This window comes from Rhizobium sp. YAF28 (assembly GCF_052113285.1).
Taxonomy (GTDB): Bacteria; Pseudomonadota; Alphaproteobacteria; order Rhizobiales; family Rhizobiaceae; genus Rhizobium.
In genome coordinates this window covers 79,494-100,309 of the sequence record NZ_JBFRCX010000008.1, presented here as the reverse complement: position 1 = coordinate 100,309, position 20,816 = coordinate 79,494, and the positions used below count along the sequence as shown (strand labels likewise).

At 62.2% G+C, this 20,816-nt stretch carries 17 protein-coding genes; 9 read left to right on the top strand and 8 right to left on the bottom strand.

Annotated elements, in window-relative coordinates; all coding sequences use genetic code 11:
* The first annotated feature begins 56 nt into the window (after positions 1-56).
* From AB4Z13_RS19315 to AB4Z13_RS19290, 6 genes are read left to right on the top strand one after another with little or no spacing between them, the layout of a single operon-like run.
* Complete coding sequence (locus tag AB4Z13_RS19315) at positions 57-1,235, top strand: acyl-CoA dehydrogenase family protein (protein WP_113320843.1); 1,179 nt, start codon at positions 57-59, stop codon at positions 1,233-1,235.
* Between the two features lie 11 nt (positions 1,236-1,246).
* The gene (locus AB4Z13_RS19310) at positions 1,247-2,605 is read left to right on the top strand and encodes an LLM class flavin-dependent oxidoreductase (RefSeq protein WP_442206526.1); all 1,359 of its coding nucleotides are present in this window, start codon (positions 1,247-1,249) and stop codon (positions 2,603-2,605) included.
* A gap of 10 nt (positions 2,606-2,615) precedes the next feature.
* A complete protein-coding gene (locus AB4Z13_RS19305; RefSeq protein WP_113320722.1) occupies positions 2,616-2,957 on the top strand; it encodes a DUF3088 domain-containing protein in 342 nt (113 codons plus the stop codon).
* A 12-nt stretch (positions 2,958-2,969) separates the two neighbouring features.
* Positions 2,970-4,202, top strand: coding sequence for an acyl-CoA dehydrogenase family protein (locus AB4Z13_RS19300; RefSeq protein WP_439018405.1), 1,233 nt, complete (start codon positions 2,970-2,972; stop codon positions 4,200-4,202).
* Positions 4,199-5,524 (top strand): LLM class flavin-dependent oxidoreductase, encoded by a 1,326-nt coding sequence (locus AB4Z13_RS19295; protein ID WP_442206525.1) that lies wholly within the window; start codon positions 4,199-4,201, stop codon positions 5,522-5,524. The genes AB4Z13_RS19300 and AB4Z13_RS19295 overlap by 4 nt, the downstream gene beginning before the upstream one ends.
* Positions 5,525-5,558: 34 nt before the next feature.
* The gene (locus AB4Z13_RS19290; protein ID WP_113320720.1) at positions 5,559-6,410 is read left to right on the top strand and encodes an NADPH-dependent oxidoreductase; all 852 of its coding nucleotides are present in this window, start codon (positions 5,559-5,561) and stop codon (positions 6,408-6,410) included.
* A 27-nt stretch (positions 6,411-6,437) separates the two neighbouring features.
* Here AB4Z13_RS19290 and gcvA read toward each other — a convergent pair whose 3' ends face one another.
* Positions 6,438-7,448, bottom strand: coding sequence for a transcriptional regulator GcvA (gcvA, locus tag AB4Z13_RS19285; RefSeq protein WP_113320719.1), 1,011 nt, complete (start codon positions 7,446-7,448; stop codon positions 6,438-6,440).
* 299 nt (positions 7,449-7,747) lie between these two features.
* Between gcvA and AB4Z13_RS19280 the strand changes: the two genes are divergently transcribed.
* Both AB4Z13_RS19280 and AB4Z13_RS19275 read left to right on the top strand, forming a co-directional pair.
* Positions 7,748-9,355, top strand: a complete 1,608-nt coding sequence (locus AB4Z13_RS19280; protein ID WP_113320718.1) for an ABC transporter substrate-binding protein — start codon at positions 7,748-7,750, stop codon at positions 9,353-9,355.
* Positions 9,356-9,369: 14 nt separating this feature from the next.
* Positions 9,370-10,989, top strand: a complete 1,620-nt coding sequence (locus tag AB4Z13_RS19275; RefSeq protein ID WP_113320717.1) for an ABC transporter substrate-binding protein — start codon at positions 9,370-9,372, stop codon at positions 10,987-10,989.
* Positions 10,990-11,081: 92 nt separating this feature from the next.
* Here AB4Z13_RS19275 and AB4Z13_RS19270 read toward each other — a convergent pair whose 3' ends face one another.
* From AB4Z13_RS19270 to AB4Z13_RS19240, 7 genes are all read right to left on the bottom strand, one after another.
* Entirely contained in the window at positions 11,082-12,500 is a 1,419-nt protein-coding gene (locus tag AB4Z13_RS19270) for an FAD/NAD(P)-binding protein (RefSeq protein WP_113320716.1), read from the bottom strand.
* A 131-nt stretch (positions 12,501-12,631) separates the two neighbouring features.
* Complete coding sequence (locus AB4Z13_RS19265) at positions 12,632-13,876, bottom strand: acyl-CoA dehydrogenase family protein (RefSeq protein ID WP_442206524.1); 1,245 nt, start codon at positions 13,874-13,876, stop codon at positions 12,632-12,634.
* 72 nt (positions 13,877-13,948) lie between these two features.
* Positions 13,949-15,007 carry an aldo/keto reductase gene (locus tag AB4Z13_RS19260; protein WP_113320715.1) on the bottom strand — a complete coding sequence of 353 codons (1,059 nt, stop codon included), beginning with the start codon at positions 15,005-15,007 and terminating at the stop codon, positions 13,949-13,951.
* A gap of 12 nt (positions 15,008-15,019) precedes the next feature.
* Positions 15,020-15,955, bottom strand: a complete 936-nt coding sequence (locus AB4Z13_RS19255) for an ABC transporter ATP-binding protein (protein WP_442206523.1) — start codon at positions 15,953-15,955, stop codon at positions 15,020-15,022.
* A complete protein-coding gene (locus AB4Z13_RS19250) occupies positions 15,933-16,928 on the bottom strand; it encodes an ABC transporter ATP-binding protein (RefSeq protein WP_442206522.1) in 996 nt (331 codons plus the stop codon). The genes AB4Z13_RS19255 and AB4Z13_RS19250 overlap by 23 nt, the downstream gene beginning before the upstream one ends.
* On the bottom strand, positions 16,928-17,932 hold the full coding sequence (locus AB4Z13_RS19245; protein ID WP_113320713.1) for an ABC transporter permease: 1,005 nt from the start codon (positions 17,930-17,932) through the stop codon (positions 16,928-16,930). The genes AB4Z13_RS19250 and AB4Z13_RS19245 overlap by 1 nt, the downstream gene beginning before the upstream one ends.
* Positions 17,929-18,918, bottom strand: coding sequence for an ABC transporter permease (locus tag AB4Z13_RS19240; protein ID WP_113320712.1), 990 nt, complete (start codon positions 18,916-18,918; stop codon positions 17,929-17,931). The genes AB4Z13_RS19245 and AB4Z13_RS19240 overlap by 4 nt, the downstream gene beginning before the upstream one ends.
* Before the next feature lie 281 nt (positions 18,919-19,199).
* On the opposite strand from AB4Z13_RS19240, the gene AB4Z13_RS19235 reads away from it, so the two are divergent.
* On the top strand, positions 19,200-20,804 hold the full coding sequence (locus tag AB4Z13_RS19235; protein WP_442206521.1) for an ABC transporter substrate-binding protein: 1,605 nt from the start codon (positions 19,200-19,202) through the stop codon (positions 20,802-20,804).
* The last annotated feature ends 12 nt before the right edge of the window (positions 20,805-20,816 follow it).

Below are 20,816 nucleotides of genomic sequence, written 5' to 3'. Positions count from 1 at the left end.
CGGTCGGCGCCATAGACGCCGCCAGAAAACCTGGCGCCATGATGCGCAGAGGCGATATGTCGTTCGAATTTGACGTTGATGATCCGCTCCTAGCAAAGGCTGCCGAGTTGCGGGCGGCGTTCCACCGGGATGCGGTCGATCGGGACAAGCAAGGGGGAAGACCTGTTGAGCAGATCAGGCTCCTGAAGGAAAGCGGCCTGCCGTCGGCGCAAATCGCGAAAGCCTATGGTGGGCAGGGGGCTCCCTGGCTGACGATCCTTCGCATCGTGCGGGAATTCGCCAAGACCGACGGATCGCTCGCACACCTCTTCGGTTACCATCATCTGCCACTGAACCTCATCCTCTTTCGGGGTTCAAATCCCCAGAGGGATAGGTGGCTGAGTGGATCGGCTGCCGGCAACTGGGTCTGGAGCAATTCCGGCAATGCCATGTCGAAGACCTCGACAGGCGAAAAGACCAAAGGCGGCTGGATGATCAACGGCAGCCGTCCCTTTTCCTCGGGCTCGCACATTGCCGACTATATCCAGATATCCTGGGAAAATTCGGCCGGTGAACGCCTCACCGCGGCGGTCCCCGCAGATCGTCAGGGAATCGTGATTGCGGATGACTGGGACGGGATCGGGCAGAGGCAAACCGGCAGCGGCACCGTCCATTTCCGCGACCTCCAGATCGGCGACGATGAGGTCATCAGTGCCCCTTCCGTGCCACTGACGCCTTACGCGTCCCTCACCTCGCTTCTTCAGCAGAGCGTCCTTCTCAACGTGTTCGTCGGCAGCGCCCAGGGCATCCTGGAAGAGGGCCGCGACTACACCGTAACGGCATCCCGATCGTGGATTTATTCCGGTGTGGAACGACACATCGACGACCCATGGATCAAACGCCAGTATGGCGAACTCTATATCCGCACGCTTGCGGCCGCAGAACTTGCCGACAAGGCTGCCCGCAGCCTAGATGCCGCCTATGCGCAAGGACCATCCCTGAGCCACGCCGATCGTGGTGCTGCCGCCATCGATATCGCCACGGCCAATCTTTATGCGGGCGAGGTCGGCCTTGCCGTGTCGAGCGAGGTCTTCGAGGTCATGGGCGCGCGTTCCGCCACGCAGGCCAACGGCTTCGACCGTTTCTGGCGCAATGTGCGGACCCACACGCTGCACAATCCTGCCGAATACAAGAAGCGCACGGTCGGCGCCTTTCTGCTGACGGGCGAGTTCCCCGTGCCGGCCATCTACCGCTGAAAGGATATTCCATGGCAAGACGCAAGGACCAGATCAAGCTCGGTGCCTTCCTGCTCTTCACCGGCCACCATGTCGCCGCCTGGCGCCATCCGCAGGCCTCTGTCGGCACGGAATTCGAAAATTATCTCGAACTTGCACGCCTTGCCGAGGCTGCGAAATTCGATGCCATCTTCTTTGCCGATGGCGTGGCAGCACGGTTGAAAGACGTCGAAGCGGCAACCCGCAAGGCCCATAGTGGCATTTATCCGTTCGAACCGATCACGTTGCTTTCCGCGCTTTCCTCCGTCACCCGCAATATCGGCCTGATCGCCACCGCCTCGACGAGCTTTTCCGATCCGTTCAATCTGGCACGGCAGTTTGCGTCCCTCGACCGGTTGAGCGGCGGGCGGGCCGGCTGGAACCTCGTCACATCTTCCGATCCGGACGCCGCCTATAATTTCGGGCATGACGCGCAGATCCTGCATGCCGACCGTTACGAGCGCGCCGAGGAATTCGCCGATGTCGTCCTCGGCCTCTGGGACAGCTTTGAAGACGACGCCTTCATTCGCGACAGGCAATCGGGACGCTATTTCGATCCTCATAAGCTCCACAGGCTCGATCACAGTGGCAAGCACTTCAAGGTGCGCGGCCCCCTCAACATCCCGCGCTCACCGCAGGGGCGGCCAGTCCTCGTTCAGGCGGGAGCCTCCGAGCCCGGCAAGGAGCTTGCCGCGCGTACCGCGGAAGCCATATTCGCCGCCCAGATCACCCTTGAGGAAGCGGTCGCTTTCTACGCCGATGTCAAAGGCCGGCTTGCCAAATTCGGCCGTTCACATGACGATCTGAAAATCCTGCCGGGCATTTTCCCTGTTGTCGGCAGAACAGAATCCGAAGCGCAGGAAAAGTTCGAATCCCTGCAGGCGCTCATTCAGCCCGAAGTCGGACTGAACCTGATCTCCCAGCTCTCCGGTGTCGATCTATCCGCCTATCCGCTCGATGGGCTGGTGCCCGACGATCCGCCGGCCACCAATGCCGGTAAAAGCCGACAGGCTCTCGTCCTTGATCTCGCCCGACGCGAAAATCTGACGGTCCGCCAGCTCTATCTGCGCATCGCCGGCGCCCGCGGCCACTGGCAGGTGGTCGGCACGCCGGTCCAGATCGCCGATGTGCTCGAAGAGCGTTTCGAAAATTACGGGGCCGACGGCTTCAACATCATGGCGCCGCTGATGCCGGGCGGGCTTGCCGACTTCATCGAGCTCGTCGTTCCGGAGCTGCGCCGCCGAGGCCTCTTTCGCACTGAATACGAAGGCGCGACGCTGCGCGAGAATCTGGGTCTCAAGCGCCCGGCAAACCGCTTCGCAGATGCCAGCAATGCTGCGGCGGCCGAATAGGGAGAAACCAATGAGCCACGACAAGCTTTATCTCATCGAACCGGGTTTTTCCGATCCCAACAAGCCGGGCGTCAGTTTCGTCTGCCCCTATTGCAACGCTATCGAGGGACTGCTGGCGTCCTTCCCCGATCTTGCAGGCAGGATCGAGGTGGAGCGGGTTGCCTTTCCCCGGCCGCGCGCAAGCGTGATTGCTGCCGTCGGCGAGGAACATCAGTCGTTGCCCGTGCTTGTTCTCGCCGAGAACGCACCGGCTGATGCGGAACACTGGAATGGCGTGCGTTTCGTCAACAAGACCGATCGCATCCTCGAACTGCTTGCCGAGCGCCATGGCTTCCCCCGGCTTCATAAGTGAAGGAAGAACACCGTGACCGTAAAGCCTGGAACGTTCGAGCCAAATCAACCAGAGCCGACACCGAATCCGCCTGCCCTGTTTGAGGCGGATCGAGACAATCCCTATCTCGCCAAGGCGGCCGAACTCACGGAGATCTTTGCTCACGATGCTGTCGAACGCGACCAGCTCGGCGGCCGACCCTGCGAACAGATTAGGCTTCTGAAGGAGAGCGGCCTCGTCAATCTGCTGATCCCGAAGGAATTCGGCGGTGAGGGGCAGCCCTATTCGACCGCGCTCAGGGTTCTGCGTGAATTTTCCAAGGTCGATGGTTCGCTCGGTCATCTCTACGGCTATCATTTCAGCCCGCTGCAGAACGCGGCGACGGCTGGCGACAAGCGCTCACATGAGATCTTGCGTCGCTCAGCGGATGGCCGCTGGTTCTGGGGCAATACGACCAACAGTTTTTCGAAGAGCCTGTTCGGCCGAAAGACCGCCGGTGGTGTCATCCTGAACGGCTTTCGCCCCTTCGCCTCCGGCTCGCATGTCGCCGACTATCTCATGGTCGCCTGGGAAGACGAGGAAACCAACCAGCGCAGCTTTGCCTATATTCCGGCCAATCGTCCGGGGATCACCATCGCCGACGATTGGGACGGTATCGGCCAACGGCAGACAGGCAGCGGTAGAGTCTTCTACAAGGATGTCGGGATCGACGGTGACGAAATCCTGGCGGAGCGCCCGCGCGACCCGATCGCGCTTCTGGCGCCCCAGCAGCAGCAGAGCGTGCTCCTCAACGTCTTTGTCGGCACCGCCCAGGGCGCGCTCACAGCAGCCCGCGACTATACGGTCACGAAATCACGGCCCTGGATCTATTCCGGCGTCGAGCGACACGTCGACGATCCCTGGATCAAGCGGCAATATGGTGAGCTCTGGACGAAGGTGCAGGCTGCGACCGCGCTTGCCGACCGGGCAGCTCAGGCCATGGACGCCGCCTATGCCAAAGGCGCTGCGCTGACGGCGGACGAGCGCGGCCAGGCAGCGATTGCAGTTGCTTCCGCCAACGTGCTGGCCGGCAAGGTGGCGCTCGAGGTGACAAGCGAGATCTTCGAGGTCATGGGCGCGCGGTCGGCGGTGCGCGCCCATGGTTTCGACCGGTTCTGGCGCAATGTGCGCATCCATACGCTGCACAATCCGGCCGAATACAAGACACGCAATGTCGGGACGTGGTTCCTGACGGGCGACTGTCCTGAACCCGGGATATTCCAATGAGCGGGCGAGAGCTTCATCTCAACATCAATATCCTGCATTCGGGCTTCTCGCCTGCGGCTTGGCGGATGGAAGGCGGCGATCCGCGCGCCTCCTTCGATATCAATCACTACATCAATGTCGCCAGGATCGCCGAACGCGGCACGTTCGATGCCGTCTTCCTCGCCGACCAGGCGGCGATCTCGGACCGGGTGGACTTCCGGCCGCTGACCTCGCTCGAGCCAACGATCGTGCTTGCGCTGGTCGCCGCCAACACACAGCATATCGGGCTCATCGCCACCGCCTCGACGACCTATAACGAACCCTACAATATCGCCCGTCGCTTTGCGACGCTTGACTATGCGAGCGCCGGCCGGGCCGGCTGGAACATCGTCACCAGCGCCGACCTGTCGCAGAGCCGCAATTTCGGCCTCGAAAAGCCGGTCGCCCATTCCAGCCGCTACGAGCGCGCCGGCGAATTTACCGCCGTCGTCAAGGCGCTGTGGGACAGCTGGGAGGAAGATGCCTTTATCGGCGATGTCGCGACAGGCCGTTTCGTCGATCCGACACGTGTCCATGCGATCGCCCATCGCGGCAAGCATTTCCAGGTGCACGGGCCGCATAATATTCCACGCCCGCCTCAGGGCCATCCGGTTCTCGTCCAGGCCGGCGGCTCGGACGATGGAAGAGAGCTTGCGGCCGAACATGCCGAAGCCGTTTTCTCCGCCTCGCAATCCTTCGAAGAGGCGCTCGATTATGCCGGTGACCTGCGCCGGCGTGCCGCCCGCTTCGGCAGGCCGGCCGACAGCATCCTCGTGCTTGCCGGCCTCGCGACGATCATCGGCAGTACCGAGATCGAGGCCAAACGCCGGCAGGAAGAGCTGCGCGAGCTGATACCGCTCGAATATAGTCTCGCTCGACTTGCGGGCGTGCTGCAGCTCGACGCCAAGAACCTCGACCTCGACGCGCCGCTACCGGACGACATTCCGCTGCCACCCGATGGCGGCCATACATTCTTCCGTGCGACGCTGGCGCTCGCCAAACGGGAAGGGCTCAGCGTGCGCGGCCTGATCCGTGCCTTGAACGGGGGCACCGGCCATCGCACCATTGTCGGCACGCCACAGGACGTTGCCGACGACATCGAACGCTGGTTTGTCGCCGGCGCGGCAGATGGCTTCAACCTGATGCCGGACGTATTGCCGCACGGGCTCGAGGTCTTCGTCGACGAGGTCGTGCCGATCCTGCGCAAACGCGGACTATTCCGGCGAGCCTATAGCGGCCGGACGCTTCGCGAGCATCTCGGTCTTGCCCGCCCGACCAACCCGTATGCGGCCGCGGCAGAATAGCGATCGACAATGACAGCAGACAGGGGAAATCGATATGACGCCATCAACAGCAGCAGAAAGAAACGTCGGCAACGACAGGCTGAAGGCGCTTGCCGGCGAGCGTTACCGCAATAAGCAGCAGCTTTCGGGCGATTGGACCGAAACCATCGAGACGATCCTCTCACATCGGAGCGTGCGTCACTATCTGCAGGACCCGGTACCGGCGGAGGCAATCGAGCTTGCCGTTGCCGCCGCCCAGTCGGCACCGAGTTCCTCGAACCTGCAGGCCTGGAGCGTGGTTGCCGTTGAAGACGTCGAACGTCGCGGACGTTTGAATGCGGTTGCCGGCAATCAGCGCCAGATCGCCCAGGCCCCGCTTCTGCTCGTCTGGCTCGCCGATCTTGCCCGACCGCGCAAGATTGCAACCGAGCGCGGCGCGACGGGCGAAGGTCTTGACTACGTGGAAAGCTTTCTTCTTGGCGTGATCGACGCGGCACTCGCCGCCCAGAACGCCGTCGTCGCCCTGGAATCTCTTGGCCTCGGCACCTGCTATATCGGTGCGATCCGCAACGATCCGGAAACGGTCGCCCGCGAACTCGCCCTGCCCGATGGTGTCTTTCCCGTTTTTGGCCTGACGGTCGGTTATCCCGATCCGGCGGTGCCCGCCGGCGTCAAGCCACGCCTGCCGCAGACAAGCGTCCTGCACCGCGAGCGCTATCGAGATGGCGCACCGGCCGATGATCTCGCCGGTTACAATTATATTCTCAGAACCTTCCAGACCGAACAGACCATGCCTCTGATCGACTGGACCGATCAGGTTCGCAATCGCATCGGCACGGTCGAGGCGCTCAGGGGCCGCCATGTACTTGGCGAGGTGGCGCGCAAACTGGGGTTCCGGCTGAAATAGGCCGTCCCGGCCTGCCTCTGCACGATCTCACTCGGCGGCGATCATATCGAAATCGGATCGAGGGCTACGGGAGGAGGCGACCTCAATCGTCTGCGCGGCGCGCGCCTCGGCAAGCAGCCAGTTGCGGAAGAGATCGACCCGCATCAGCCGCGCCTTGTGGGTGGATGTGACGAAAAAATAGGAATAGCCGACCGCCTGCGGACTGCCGAGGGGGCAGACGAGCCGGCCACTGCGGATCTCGGCTTCCGCGAGCCGGATCTTGCCGAGACCGAGCCCCTGGCCGGCGACAGCCGCGTCGAGCACCAGCGAGGACTGGTTCAATCGGAAGCCGCCGCGCGACGGGCGATAGGAAAGTCCCTCGGCGCGCAGCCAAGCATGCCAGTCCGGGCAGGCATGGTCATGCTCAGCCCCTTCTTCATGAAGAAGCGGCACGTCTTCGATCGCCTCCGGTCGCTCCCACAATCCGTGGTGGTCGGCAAATTGCGGACTGCAGACTGGCACGACCGCCTCTGAGAAGAGATGATCGACCGCGAGGCCGGGATAGGCGCCGCTGCCGAAGCGGATCACGCAGTCGGCGTCGCTCGCGTCGAGGTCCGTCAAATCGGTCGAGGCTTCGACCAGGACCTGCAGGCCGGGGGCTGCGCGGCGAAGCGCATCGAGCCGCGGGATCAGCCATTTGCTGGCGAAGGACGGTGCGACGGACACCCGGATCGGCTGCTCGTGATCGCTCGTCGCAAACTGCGTCATGGCCGAAAGAACGGCGTCGAAGGCATCGGTCAGACCCGGCATTAGGGCGTGGCCTGCTGGTGTCAGCTGCAGCTGGCCGCGCACCCGGTTGAACAGCGGCTGGCCAAGGTAGTTTTCCAGGAGCCTGATCTGCTGGCCGACGGCAGCCGAGGTGACGTGCAGCTCTTCGGCGGCACGGATGAAATTGAGATGACGCGCCGTCGCGACGAAGGCGCGCAGCGACGTCAGCGGCGGCAGACGGGCAAGCGTCGGATTGATGGTCTTCCTGCGGTGGGGCGCGAGCGTGTTCATGAGCTGATTGCACCACAAACCGACCAGACAAGACGAGAACCCACTTTGCGCCGATAGCGAGGCCGGAAACATTTCCTTGCGCGTGATCACCCTTGCCGGAGAAGCAAAAACTAAAATCGGAAAATTGTCTACTAAAAGACTAGATTATTACGGCCACGGCACGCCTGCCGATTTGCGCGAAGCTTTGCTTTCGGGCGCTGTTAGAAAAACATTCTTCTCGATTTCCCCTCCCCGGACCGATCATGCGCGCTCACCAAGGCGTGGGCCTCGGCAGGCCGAAACGGACACAGGGGGTCGTTATGGATATCAATAGACGTCAGCTCAATCAGCTCTTCGCGTTCACGGCGCTCAGCGCCGTGGTGCCCATCGGCCGCTTTGCCGAGGCGGCGGAGCCTGTCGCCGGCGGTACGCTCAATCTGCTCGTCCAGCCGGAGCCACCCACACTCGTCACCCTTGCGCATACGGCAGGCCCGACCACCCGCATCTCCGGCAAGGTCACCGAAGGATTGTTGGCTTACGGGCTGGACTTCAAGCCGATCCCGCAGCTTGCGACCGCCTGGTACGTCAGCGACGACGGGCTGGAATACCGTTTCGAACTCAGGCAAGGCGTCAAATGGCATGACGGCAAACCCTTTACCGCCGAGGATGTCGCCTTCTCGATCCTGGCACTCAAGGAGGTGCATCCGCGTGGCCGGGCCACCTTCTCCAGCGTCAAGGAGGTCGCGACACCGGATGCCCATACCGCCATCATCCGCCTGTCGAAGCCGGCGCCCTATCTGATCGGCGCCTTGCAGGCGAGCGAATCCCCGATTGTGCCCAAACATGTCTACGAGGGCGCCACCGATCTTGCCGGACACGCAAATGGCCGCGCCCCGATCGGCACCGGTCCTTTCATCTTCCGTGAATGGGCGGTCGGCAGCCATGTGATCCTGGATCGCAATCCCGACTATTGGGACCAGGGCAAGCCCTATCTCGACCGCATCGTCGTCAAGTTCATTCCCGATGCCAGCGCCAGACTTGCAGCACTTGAGACCGGCGAAGTCGATATTGCTCCCGATACGCCGGTGTCGCTGAGCGAAATCGACCGGCTGAAAGCCTCGCCCACGCTTGCCGTCGACGATCGCGGCAACGATTATTCGCCGACTGTCTACCGCATCGAGTTCAACCTGCAGAACGAGTATTTCAAGCATGACAAGGTCCGCCAGGCCGTGGCCCATGCGATCGACCGGCAGACTGTCGCCAATATCGCCTTCTACGGCTATGCGGTCGCAGCGCCGAGCCCGATCAGCCCCTTCCTCAAGGCTTTCTATAATCCTGACGTCCCGGTCTATGCCCATGATCCGGCAAAGGCCGAACAGCTTCTCGACGAAGCAGGCTTCCCGCGCGGGCCAGACGGTGTGCGCTTCGAGGTGCCGCACGATGTGATGCCCTATGGCGACACCTATACTCGTATCGGTGACTATTTGCGCGATGCGCTGTCCAAGATCGGCGTCAAGGTGACGCTGCGCGGACAGGATGTGCCGACCTGGCTGAAGCGCGTCTACACCGACCGCGATTTCGCCTTCGTCACCAACGGCATGGGCAATACGTTCGATCCGACCATCGGCGTGCAGCGTCTCTACTGGTCGAAGAACTTCAAGAAGGGCGTGCCCTTCTCGAACGGCTCGGGCTACAACAATCCGGAAATCGACGCGATCTTCGAACAGGCTGCGGTCGAGAACGACAGGGCCAAACGCGTCGAACTCTTCAACCGCATGCAGGTGATCATCGCCCGCGATCTGCCCGATATCACGCTCGTCTCCTTCCGGCAGCTGACGATCTTCAACAAGATGGTCCAGGACCATACGGTGGTTGCCGACGGTCTCTCGGGCAGCCTCTCCTCCGCCTATCTCCTCAAGAACGCCTGACAGGGACGATCCTCATGAGCATCAATCGCCGCACTTTCAACCAGCTGCTGCTTTTATCCACCGCCAGCACGCTCGTGCCCTCGTTCGGCCTCAAGGCCGCAGAAGACAAGCCGAAGCCGGGCGGAACGCTGAACTTCATTGTCGTACCAGAACCGCCGACAATCCTGGCGCTGGCGCACACCGCCGGCGGCACACAGAAGGTCAGTCCGAAGATCACCGAGGGGCTGTTGACCTATGATTTCGACCTGACCCCGAAACCGCAGCTTGCGACCGAATGGTCGATATCGGACGATGGCCTGAGCTACACGTTCAGGTTGCGACCTGATGTCAAATGGCATGATGGCAAACCCTTCACCGCCGATGACGTCGCCTATTCGATCGAACTCTTAAAGCAGGTCCATCCGCGCGGGCGCGGCACCTTCGCCAATGTCGTCAGGGTCGAGACACCTGATCCGCTGACAGCGGTCATCCGCCTGTCGAAGCCCGCACCCTACCTGCTCAGCGCTCTCTATGCGGCGGAATCGCCGATCGTGCCGAAGCATATCTACGACAATGTCGCGATCGCCGACGTGCCGCTCAACAAGAACGGCAGCGCACCGATCGGCACCGGCCCTTTCGTCTTCAAGGGATGGACGCGCGGCTCGCATATCATCCTGGAGCGTAATGCCGACTACTGGGATGCAGGCAAACCCTATCTCGACCAGATCGTCATCCGCTTCGTGCCCGATGGAGCGGCACGAGCAGCAGGATTCGAGACCGGTGAATTCGATATCGGCGGCGACAATCCGATCCCGCTCAGCGATCTCGAGCGCATCAAGGCGCTGCCGAATATCAGCGTCGATTCCCGCGGTTACGAAACCAAGGGCGATCAGACCCAGCTCATCTTCAATCTCGACAACGAATATCTGAAGGATGTCAGAGTTCGCCGCGCCATCGCCCACGCGATCGATCTCGACGTCATCCTCAACACAGTCTGGTACGGTTACGGCCATATTTCGCCGACACCGATCAGTACCTTCCTGTCACGCTACCACGACGGCTCGATCAAGCCCTACGCCTACGATCTTGCGGCAGCCGAACAGCTTCTCGACGAGGCCGGCTACAAGCGCGGCGCCGACGGCACGCGCTTTGCCCTCAGGCTCACCCACAATTCCTACAATGAAGGCTTCAAGCGGGTCATCGAATATCTGAAACAGAATCTCACCCGTATCGGCATTGCCGCGACGATCGATTCCTACGATTTCTCGACCTACATCCAGAAGGTCTATACCGAACGCGTCTTCGACGTCACGGCCGAATATCTCGGCAACCAGTTCGATCCGACGCTCGGCGTCCAGCGCATCTACTGGTCGAAGAACTTCAAGCTCGGCCTGCCTTTTTCCAATGCGGCGCATTACGCCAACCCGGAGGTCGACCGGCTGCTGGAGGCAGCATCAATCGAAATCGACGAGCACAAGCGAAGACAAGAATTCAACGATTTCCAGAGGATCATCGCCGACGAGGTTCCGGTGGTCAATCTGATCGCGCTGGAAAATGTCACGGTCTTCAACAAGCGGGTGAAGAACCACACGATCGGCGCCGAAGGCGTCCAGGCCAATTTCGCCGAGGTCTATATCAAGGACGGCGAAGGCTGACGGTTCGGGGGTCACGACCAGCCTTCACGGATCGGGGGCGCATCGCCAGATGCGCCCCCGATCGCTTTCCGATCTGTCGAATAAATGTTTGCTTAAGAGGCGGCGCGGGCCGGCGTGAATTTCGCGAGGATGCGGTCGGCAAGCGCGATCGCCTGCGTGCGCTGCTCGGTGATCGAGCTCGATTCCCAGGCGACACCGCGCAACGGATGGCCGATGGCGCTCAAGTTGCGGTGAACGCACCCTTCCTCATTGATGAGGTCGCCTTCAGGGGTGGCGTCGATGCCGAAGCCGGTCGAATGCGGGCGCACCTCGCCGCTTGAAAGAAGCTGGCGAACAAACGGATCAGAGATTTGCCGCCAGTCGTGCAACTGATGTCCACGGCAATCGATCACACCGCCGAACACGGTATCCTCGAGGCCGCCCGCCGTCTTCAGGATTGCTGCAATACCGTTCTCATCAGGCCTTAGCGCCAGCAGGCGGGCCGTCTCTGCGACGAGCCGTCCCTGCGACCGCGCTTCTTCGACGCTGCGGTGGCTTTCCGGCGCGGATCGATGTGCCGTCACGTCCCAGAAGGCCCTCAGATGACGGGCAAAGCGCAGTCTTTCCCGATCCTCTGCATTCTGCCAGAGCGGCAGGATGTAGGGGCGAATGGCAAGCGGCAGCCCCTGCCAGTCCCCACCAGCGGCGGCAAGCCGGCGCCGTTCCGCCTTGACGCGCGCAAGCAGGCCGCGCGCCGTCGCAGGAAAGGGTCCCTCGGCGAGAAAGTCGCGGGCCGGCTCGGCATTCCTGCGACCCTCGACGAACTGGCCCCGCCGCGAAATCACCCGGTAGCGTCCACGAAACCCCCTCGCCTCCATGCTCGCGATCGCATCAACCATGGAGAGACTGGCACCGATGATGAGGATATCGGAACTGTCGCGCAACCGGTCGAGCGCTGCCGTGTTCCAGGGATTTTCGGCAAAGCGCGGATGTCCCGCCACAGCTGCCTCGGCAGGGCGCAGATCGGGCTGGAATACCCCGAGCGCCAGGACGGCCTCGTCCGCTTCCAAGACAGTGCCGTCCGTGGTCGCAACACGGACCCGGTGTGGCGATGATGACAGATGTGCCGCCGACGAACGGACATGCTGCAGGCTCGATCCGGAACGTGCCTGTGCAACCGCGCGCTTCAGTTCGTAGCGCACATAGGTCCCGTAAAGATGGCGCGGCGGGCTGCTTGCGGCAACGTCTGCGGGCGGCTGCCAGCCGTTGGCGGGGCCGTGTTCGGTAAGCCAGCGGGCCAGGTGCCCCATGTCTTCGGGATAGAGCGAGAAGATCTCAGCCGGTCCGTTGACGAGATGGGCGGGATCGCTGGTGCTATAGGCAACGCCGCGCCCGAGCTCGGCACGCGGCTCGATGATGGTGATCGACAGCGCGACCGTGGTCTGGTCGAGCAGTTTGAGCGCGGTTAGCGCGCCGGCAAACCCGCCGCCGATAATGATGACGGAATGGCCTGGCTTTGGATCGAAATGCATGAGACCTCCCTCCCCGTCACGCAGATCCGGGGGACGACAGCAAGAAAGGCGCAAAGATCTCCTGCCGACGCGGCGGCCGGAGATCCGGATGACCCCGGGTGATAGATGGAAGCGACGCGACCGGCTGGGCTTTAGAAGACCTTGCCTTCCTCCAGATGCGTCGTCGTTCCGTTGATGTAGAAATCGCCGACCACACGCGCCTTGTGCAAAAGCGGATTATGGTTGAGCACAGTGCGGATATTGCGCCAGTGGCGGTCAAGGTTGAGATGCCTCGATGTAGCCGAGCCACCGCCGAGCTCGAAGACGTTGGTTGCGGCAGAAAGCGCGATCTGAGAGGCGACGATCTGCGTGCGCGCCGTCGTCAGGGCGCTTTCGACAAGAGCCGCTTCCAGTCGTTCCGGATCGCCTGCTCCGAACGCCGCGACGGAACGGTCAAGCGCGCGGGCCGCCTCGCGGATCAGCGTATCGACAGCAAACGAGCCGCTGGCGATCTCACCCAGAATTTTCTGGACAAAGGGGTCGGCATTGGCCGTCTCGGCCGCGCTATGGGCAGCCGAACGTGCCTGTCTGCGCACGTAATCGGTACCCTCGGCCACTGCGCCGCGCACCGCACCTGCCATGGAAGCGGCAAGGTGGAGCTGGCGCAGGGTCGATGTATGACGCCCGACAAGCGAATTGAGGCCGCGCGTGGAAATCTCATGGGCCAGCACCTCCACGTCCTCGAGCAGCACGCCGCCGCTTGCGGTCAGCCGTTGGCCCATGCCGTCCCAATCATCGAGAATGGTGATGCCTTTGCGGTCGACCGGCAAGAGAACGCTGACGAGCTGGTCCTCGTCATTTTTCGCGCTGAAGGAAGCGAAATCGGAAAAGGCAGTGCCCGTCGCATACCATTTGCGGCCGTTGAGGCGATAGCTGTCGCCGGATTTTGAAAGCCTGGTCGTCACCTCGCCGGGCCGCTTGGTGCCCTGTTCCGTATGAGCGCCGCCGAACAGCTTGCCGGCAAGCACTCTGGCAAGCTGTGTGCGATCGAGCGCTGTATTCGGATTGAGAATGAGGCTCTCGGTGAAATTGAAGTGGCTGCGAAGCGCATGCGCCACATTGGAATCGGCCGCACCGATCGCCATGATCGTTTCGATATAGTCGAGGACACTGCCGCCAGGCCCGCCGAGCGAGACGGGGATGCGCAGCGCTCCGAGACCGGCCTCCTTGAACAGGCGGAAAGCCTCAAACGGAAGCTCGCGATCGAGATCGCGCCGTGCCGCTTCCTTGCCGATTTCGGCTGCGAGCGCCGGTACCGTCGAAAGCAGGGCGGCAAGATCGGAATCGGGCGCAGATCCACCTGCAGATAACAGCACGGAAGAGGTCGGAGTGGCCATGGTCAAGCTTTCAACGGCGGATTTTTGAAGAATGGGGAGGATCCACACGAGAGCGGATCCTCCCTGACGGCCTCAGGCGACGGCGCGCGTCAGCGACACGACATTGTCGGTCCCACCTTCGCTGACGCGCGGAACGCGCCCTTCGACCGGATGGCTTGGATCGTTGAAGCCCGGCGTCGACGGATGACCGGCCGTCACCAGCCTGTCGACCAGGGCCTCGTCCTCGGCATCGAGCTTGACGTCGAGCGCGCGGATATAGCTGTCCCAATGCTCTTCGGTGCGCGGACCGGTGATGGCGGCCGAGATCAGCTTGTTGTTCAGCACCCAGGCGAGCGCGAACTCGGTCGGCGTAATGCCCTTGCGGTTGGCATGGGCAGCGATCTCCTTGGCGATCGCAATCGATTCCGGACGCCATTCGGTTTCGAGGATGCGCTTGTCGCCACGCCCTGCACGCGTATCGGCACCCGGCTCCTTGCCCGGCTCGTATTTGCCGGTCAGCACGCCGCGGGCGAGCGGCGAATAGGAGACAACGCCGAGGCCGTAGTAGTGGGCGGCCGGCAACTGTTCGGCTTCGGCCGTGCGGTTGACGATGTTGTAGAGTGGCTGGCTTGCGACCGGCCGATCGATGCCGAGCTGATCGGCAAGATGAGCGATCTCGGCGATGCGCCAGCCGCGGAAATTCGAGACCCCGAAATAGCGAAGCTTGCCCGCGCGGATAAGGTCAGCAATGGCGCGCACCGGCTCTTCGAGCGGCGCGTCGAAGACGGCGCGGTGGAAATAGAGGATGTCGATATAGTCGGTGTTCAGCCGGCGCAGCGAATTCTCCACCGTCTCGATCACCCATTTGCGCGAGTGGCCGCCAAGGTTCGGGCCCTTGGTGTGCGAGTTGACGAACTTGGTCGCCAATACCCAATGGTCGCGGCTTGACTTGATGCCACGGCCCACGACCTCTTCCGACTTGCCGTCGTGATAGACGTCGGCCGTGTCGATGAAGTTGATCCCCTGCTCGCGGGCCCTGTCGATGATGCGGAAGGCGACCTCATCGGGCGTCGGCCCGCCGAACATCATGGTTCCAAGGCTGAGCGGTGACACTTTGAGCGCGCTGCGCCCGAGGTAGCGATAATCGACCATTTCATTCTCCATTCATTGAGCGTGGTGACAGGCGACGGCATGGCCGGCGCCGAACTGGCGGAATGCCGGATCCTCGGCCCGGCAAATATCGGTGGCAAGCGGACAGCGCGTGTTGAAGCGACAGCCGGAAGGTGGATTGTGCGGACTTGGCAGGTCGCCGGTGATCGGGGCGGCCTGCTTGCGCCGCGACGGGTCGGGCACGGCGGCAAGCAGGGCCTGCGTATAGGGATGTTTGGCACCGTTCCAGAGGTCGGCGGTCGAGGCGCTTTCGACTATACGCCCGAGATACATGACGAGCACACGGTCGGCGAAATAACGAACGACGGATAGATCATGCGAGATGAAAAGATAGGAAAGCGACAGCTCCGTCTTCATCTCGACCAGCAGGTTGAGGATCTGGGCCTGGATCGACAGGTCAAGTGCCGAGACCGGTTCATCGCAGATGACGAGCTCGGGCTGCAGGATCAGCGCCCGGGCAATGCCGATGCGCTGGCGCTGGCCGCCGGAAAATTCGTGCGGATAGCGCTCCAGGCTGTCGCGTGGCAGGCCGACGTGCTCGACCATTCCCGCAGCGATCGCATCACGTTTCCTGCGATCGCCGATGCCATGCACGGCAAGCGGCGCCGTCAATATGGTGCGGATGGTCTGCCGTGGATTGAGCGAAGCGAAGGGGTCCTGGAAGATCATCTGGATGCTGCGGCGGATCGACTGCAGCTCCTTGTTCGACATGGCCATAACATCGCGGCCGCGAAAGCGGACCTGCCCGGAAGACGGCGTGACGAGACGCGTCAGCGACTTGCCGAGCGTCGACTTGCCGCAACCGGATTCGCCGACGAGCGCAACTGTCTCGCCTTCCGCGATTTCCAGTGACACGCCGTCGACGGCACGCACCGTGCCGGCGCTGCCTGGATAATGGGTGGAGAGCCTATCGACCGACAGGAGCGACATGAGCGACCTCCGCATGGACTGAAACATAGGGGCAGGCGACTTCGCGGCCCGCCGAGATGGAAAACAGCGTCGGCACCGCCTGGGCGCAGGCGGGACGGGCGACCGGACAGCGCGGGCGGAAGGAGCAGCCCTTCTCGCCGGCGGCCGAGACGATGGAGCCCGGAATTTCGGCAAGCGGCCCATCGCGATAATGATAATCAGCCGTCAGCCGCGGCGAGGCAGCCAGGAGGCCGCGCGTATAGGGGTGATAGGGCGTATCAAAGACCGGACCGGGCAGCCCCTCCTCGATCTTGCGGCCGGCATACATGACGACGACGCGATCAGCCCATTGCGCCACGATGCCGAGATCGTGCGTGATCAGGATGACGGCCATGTTCAGCTTGGCGCGCAGATTGTCGAGAAGCTGCAGTACCTGCGCCTGGATGGTCACGTCGAGCGCGGTCGTCGCCTCGTCGGCGATCAGAAGTTTCGGATTGCAGGCAACGGCAATCGCGATCATCACGCGCTGGCGCATGCCGCCCGACAGCTGATGGGGATAGTCATCGATGCGTCTGGCCGGCTCCGGAATACTGACGAGGTCCAGAAGCTCGATCGTCCGGGCACGCGCCTGGCGGCGGCTCAGATCCTCATGGATCCGCAGCACCTCGATGATCTGGTCACCGATCGACAGGACCGGATTGAGCGAGGTCATCGGCTCCTGGAAGATCATCGCGATGTCGCGCCCGCGAATCCGGCGCAGCTGCCGTTCCGACAGCGTCAGCAGACTGCGACCGTCAAACAGGATTTCGCCACCCGGCCGGGCGTGCCGTGGCAGGAGCCCCATTAGGGCAAGGGCTGTCAGCGATTTTCCGGAGCCGGATTCACCAACGATCGCCAGCATCTCTCCGGGATTGGCGTCGAAGCTTACGCCCTTCACCGGCTCTGCGGTCGCAAAGCGGACGAAGAGATCGCGGACTTCGAGAAGATGGCTCATCAGCGTTCCTCCGAAAAGCGCGGATTGAGCGCATCGTTGAGCCCATCACCCAGAAGATTGAGGGCGAGGACGGTAAAGACGATCGCGAGACCCGGCAGGGCTGTCAGGTACCAAGCGGTGCGGATCACGTCCCGGCCGGCACCGATCATCGATCCCCAGGAGACGCGATTGGGATCGCCAAGCCCCATGAAGGACAGCGCCGATTCCATCAGGATGGCGCTTGCGACCATAACCGAGGAGGTGACGATCAGCGGCGGCAGGGCGTTCGGCAGGATTTCGCGGAAGATGATGCGTGCATGGCCGAAGCCGAGGCTTCGAGCGGCCAGCACATAGTCCTTCTCGCGGATGGCGCGGAACTCGGCCCGTGTCAGGCGCGCCACCGTCGGCCAACTGACGATCGCAATCGCGATTGTGACGGTCGAGGTCGTCGGCTGAGCGATGGCGACCAGGACGACGAGCAAGACGAAGCTCGGGATCGTCTGGAAGATCTCGATGAATTTCACCAGGAGATCATCGACGATCCCGCCGAAATATCCCGCCATCGCGCCGATCGCGATGCCGGCGGAAAGCCCGAGGGCGGTCGCAGCGATACCGACCGTAAGCGAAATGCGCGCCCCGTGGAGGATGCCTGCGAGCACATCGCGTCCCATCGAATCCGTACCGAGCGGATAGGACGGATTTTGGCCCGGCCAGAGGAACGGTCGCGCCACCATCTCCATCGGATCGCCGGGATAAAAGACGGGAGCAAGAAGGGCAGCGAGTGCGGTGGCGATCAGGAACAGGACGCCGAACAATGCGGTGGGATTGGACAGAAAAACCTTGAGCTCCCGCCGCAGACCGCGCCAGGCAATACCGGGTGCGGCGGCGGCGCGCACGTCGGGCGCATGGATATGCGTCCAGCTCGGCTCGGCGGGTTTTTGGGGCAGCGGCCGCGAGGCGTCGCTATCGTGCTCGGCCAGATCGATTGCGCTGCCGGCATAGGTATGAAGCTTCTGACTGGTCATCGGCTGGCTCCGATTCTGGGATCAATCCATGCCTGCAGCAGATCGACGGCCGCGTTGGCGACGATCACAAGGAAGGAGGACAAGAGCAAGATGCCGAGCAGCACGGAAAAATCGCGGGCCATCACGGCTTCGAAGGCAAGCCGGCCGAGCCCCGGCCAACTATAGACGGTCTCGACCACGACGGCTCCGCCAAGCATGCCCCCGAAATGCATGCCGGCCATTGTCGTGATCGGGATCAGCGCATTGCGCAGCACGTGACGCGTGGTCAGGAAGAAGGGCGACACGCCCTTGGCGCGGGCGGTGCGGACGAAATCCTGCGACTTGACCTCCAGCATCGCCGCGCGTGTCAGTCGCGCATAGATTGCCAGATAGAAGAGGGAGAGCGAGGTTGCCGGCAACACCATGTAGCGGATCCGGTCGAGGAGCGCCGGAAGCCCGGTCAGCCGCGATCCGATCGTGCTGTCGCCGCCGCTCGGCAGCCAGCCGAGCTTGACCGAGAAAAACAGGATCAGCATCAGGCCGATCCAGAAGCCGGGGATTGAGTAAAACAGCAGCGAGACGACCGAGATCACCCGGTCGGCAAGCCTGCCGGAAAAGCTTGCCATCAACGCGCCGAGCAGCAGACCAACGGCAATGGCGATCAGCAGCGCGGCCAGCATCAGCGTCAGTGTTCCAGGCAGCCGCTGGCCGATTAGATCGGCAACCGGCATTCCGTAGCGCGGTGAAAAACCGAGGCTGAAATGCGCCAGGTTGTCCAGGTAGTTGGCGAGCTGCACGAGGAGAGGGTTGTCGAGCCCGAAGCGCTGGCGCAGAGCCGCCATTGTTTCCTCCGTGGCCGAGCCGGATTCTGCCGCCATCACGTCGGCCGCATCGCCCGGTGCGAGCTTGAGCAGGAAGAAACTCAATATGACGATGCCGAGCATGGTCGGCACGGCCTGAATGACGGTCTTTCTGATTGTGCGGGCGACCCGCTTGAGTGCCGACATGGATTTCCACCTCGCGTCGCCGGAAGAATTCATCGTGCTGCGTTGAGATAGTAGTTGACTAAATCTGTGGGTTTTGTCAAATCCATATTAGTAAATAATTCCAAGAAGAGATCGAATATCGAAGTCTTTTGAAATTATTTAACGTCACTAAGATTTACATAAGAATTTCCTACCGAAGCAGCTCCGGAATTGGGTAAAAAACTCTACTGCGGCGCCGAAGTATGGAAAGGCGAACCCAGGACGCCTGGCAACGGGCACGCACAATCATTGAGGGACCGACCATGCCAGCATTTCCTGCCCCGACACGCCGCAATTTCCTTCTTGCTTCCGTTGCGCTCACCGTGGCGTCGGCGACACGCCTGCCGGCCTTTGCGGCCCCTGTGCGTGGCGGCACAGCGACGCTGCTCCTGTCGGCCGAGCCGCCGGTGCTGACGACGATTGCTAACACTGCCTTCAATTCCGTCTACGTCTCGCCGAAGGTGATCGAAGGCCTTCTGACCTATGATTTCGAGCTGAACCCGCAGCCGCTCCTGGCCAAGGAATGGTCGGTGAGCCCGGATGGGCTGGCCTACACGTTCCACCTGCGCGAGAGCGTAAAATGGCATGACGGCCAGACCTTCACATCGGCCGACGTCGCTTTCTCGATCAAGACGCTGAAGGAGGTTCATCCGCGTGGCCGCAACACGTTCCTCAACCTCGTCGACGTCGAAACGCCGGATCCGCTGACTGCGATCCTGAAACTCTCCAAGCCGGCTCCCTACCTCATCACTGCGCTTGCCTCCTCCGAGACGCCGATCGTTCCGCGCCATATCTATGAAGGAACGAAGGTCACGGAAAACCCGGCCAACCTTGCACCGATCGGAACCGGCCCCTTCAAGTTCAAGGAATGGGTTCGCGGCAGCCACCTCGTCTATGAGCGCAATCCTGAATACTGGGATCAACCGCGTCCCTATCTCGACCAGCTCATCGTCCGCTTCATTCCCGATGCAGCGGCACGCTCCATCGCGATCGAAACCGGCGAAATCGATCTTGCGCCCTCGACGCCCGTTCCTCTCAGCGACCTTGAACGTCTGAAGGAGGTCCCCGGTATCGCCTTCGAGCAGCGCGGCTATCAGTATGCGAACGGCGTCAGCCGCATCGAGTTCAACCTCGAACGTCCCTTCTTCAAGGACATTCGCGTCCGCCAGGCCTTCGCCCATGTGATCGACCGCAAGGTGATCCTCAACACCATCAACTACGGCTATGGCGCGGCCATTCCCGGTCCGATCAATCCCAATCTTGCCAAATGGTATGATGGCGATCTGAAGACCTATCCGATCGATCTTGCTGCCGCCGAAAAGCTGCTCGACGAGGCCGGCTATCCGCGTGGCAGCGACGGCGTGCGCATCCGCATCAATCTCGACTATGTGCCGAGCGGAGAAACCTATCCGCGCGGTTCGGAATATATCCGCCAGGCGCTCTCCAAGGTCGGTGTCGATGCGACCGTCCGCAGCCAGGACTTCGCCACCTATACCAAACGCATCTATACCGACCGCGATTTCGATTTCGCCTTCGAGGGCATGAGCAACCTCTTCGATCCGACCGTCGGCGTCCAACGTCTCTACTGGAGCAAGAACTTCAAGCCGGGCGTGCCCTTCTCCAACGGCTCCGCCTACAGCAATCCTAAGGTCGATGCGCTTTTGGAGGCTGCGGCGATCGAGGTCGATGCGAAAAAACGTGTCGATCAGTGGCGCGAGATCCAACAAATTCTCGTCGAGGACCTACCGGCGATCGACATAGCCAGCCAGCCGGAGCTGACCATCTACAACAAGCGCATCGCCGACCACACGGTCGGTGGCGAAGGCGTTTCGGGCAGCCTCGCCTACGCCTATGTGGTGGCAGCCTAGGCAGGCAGAAAG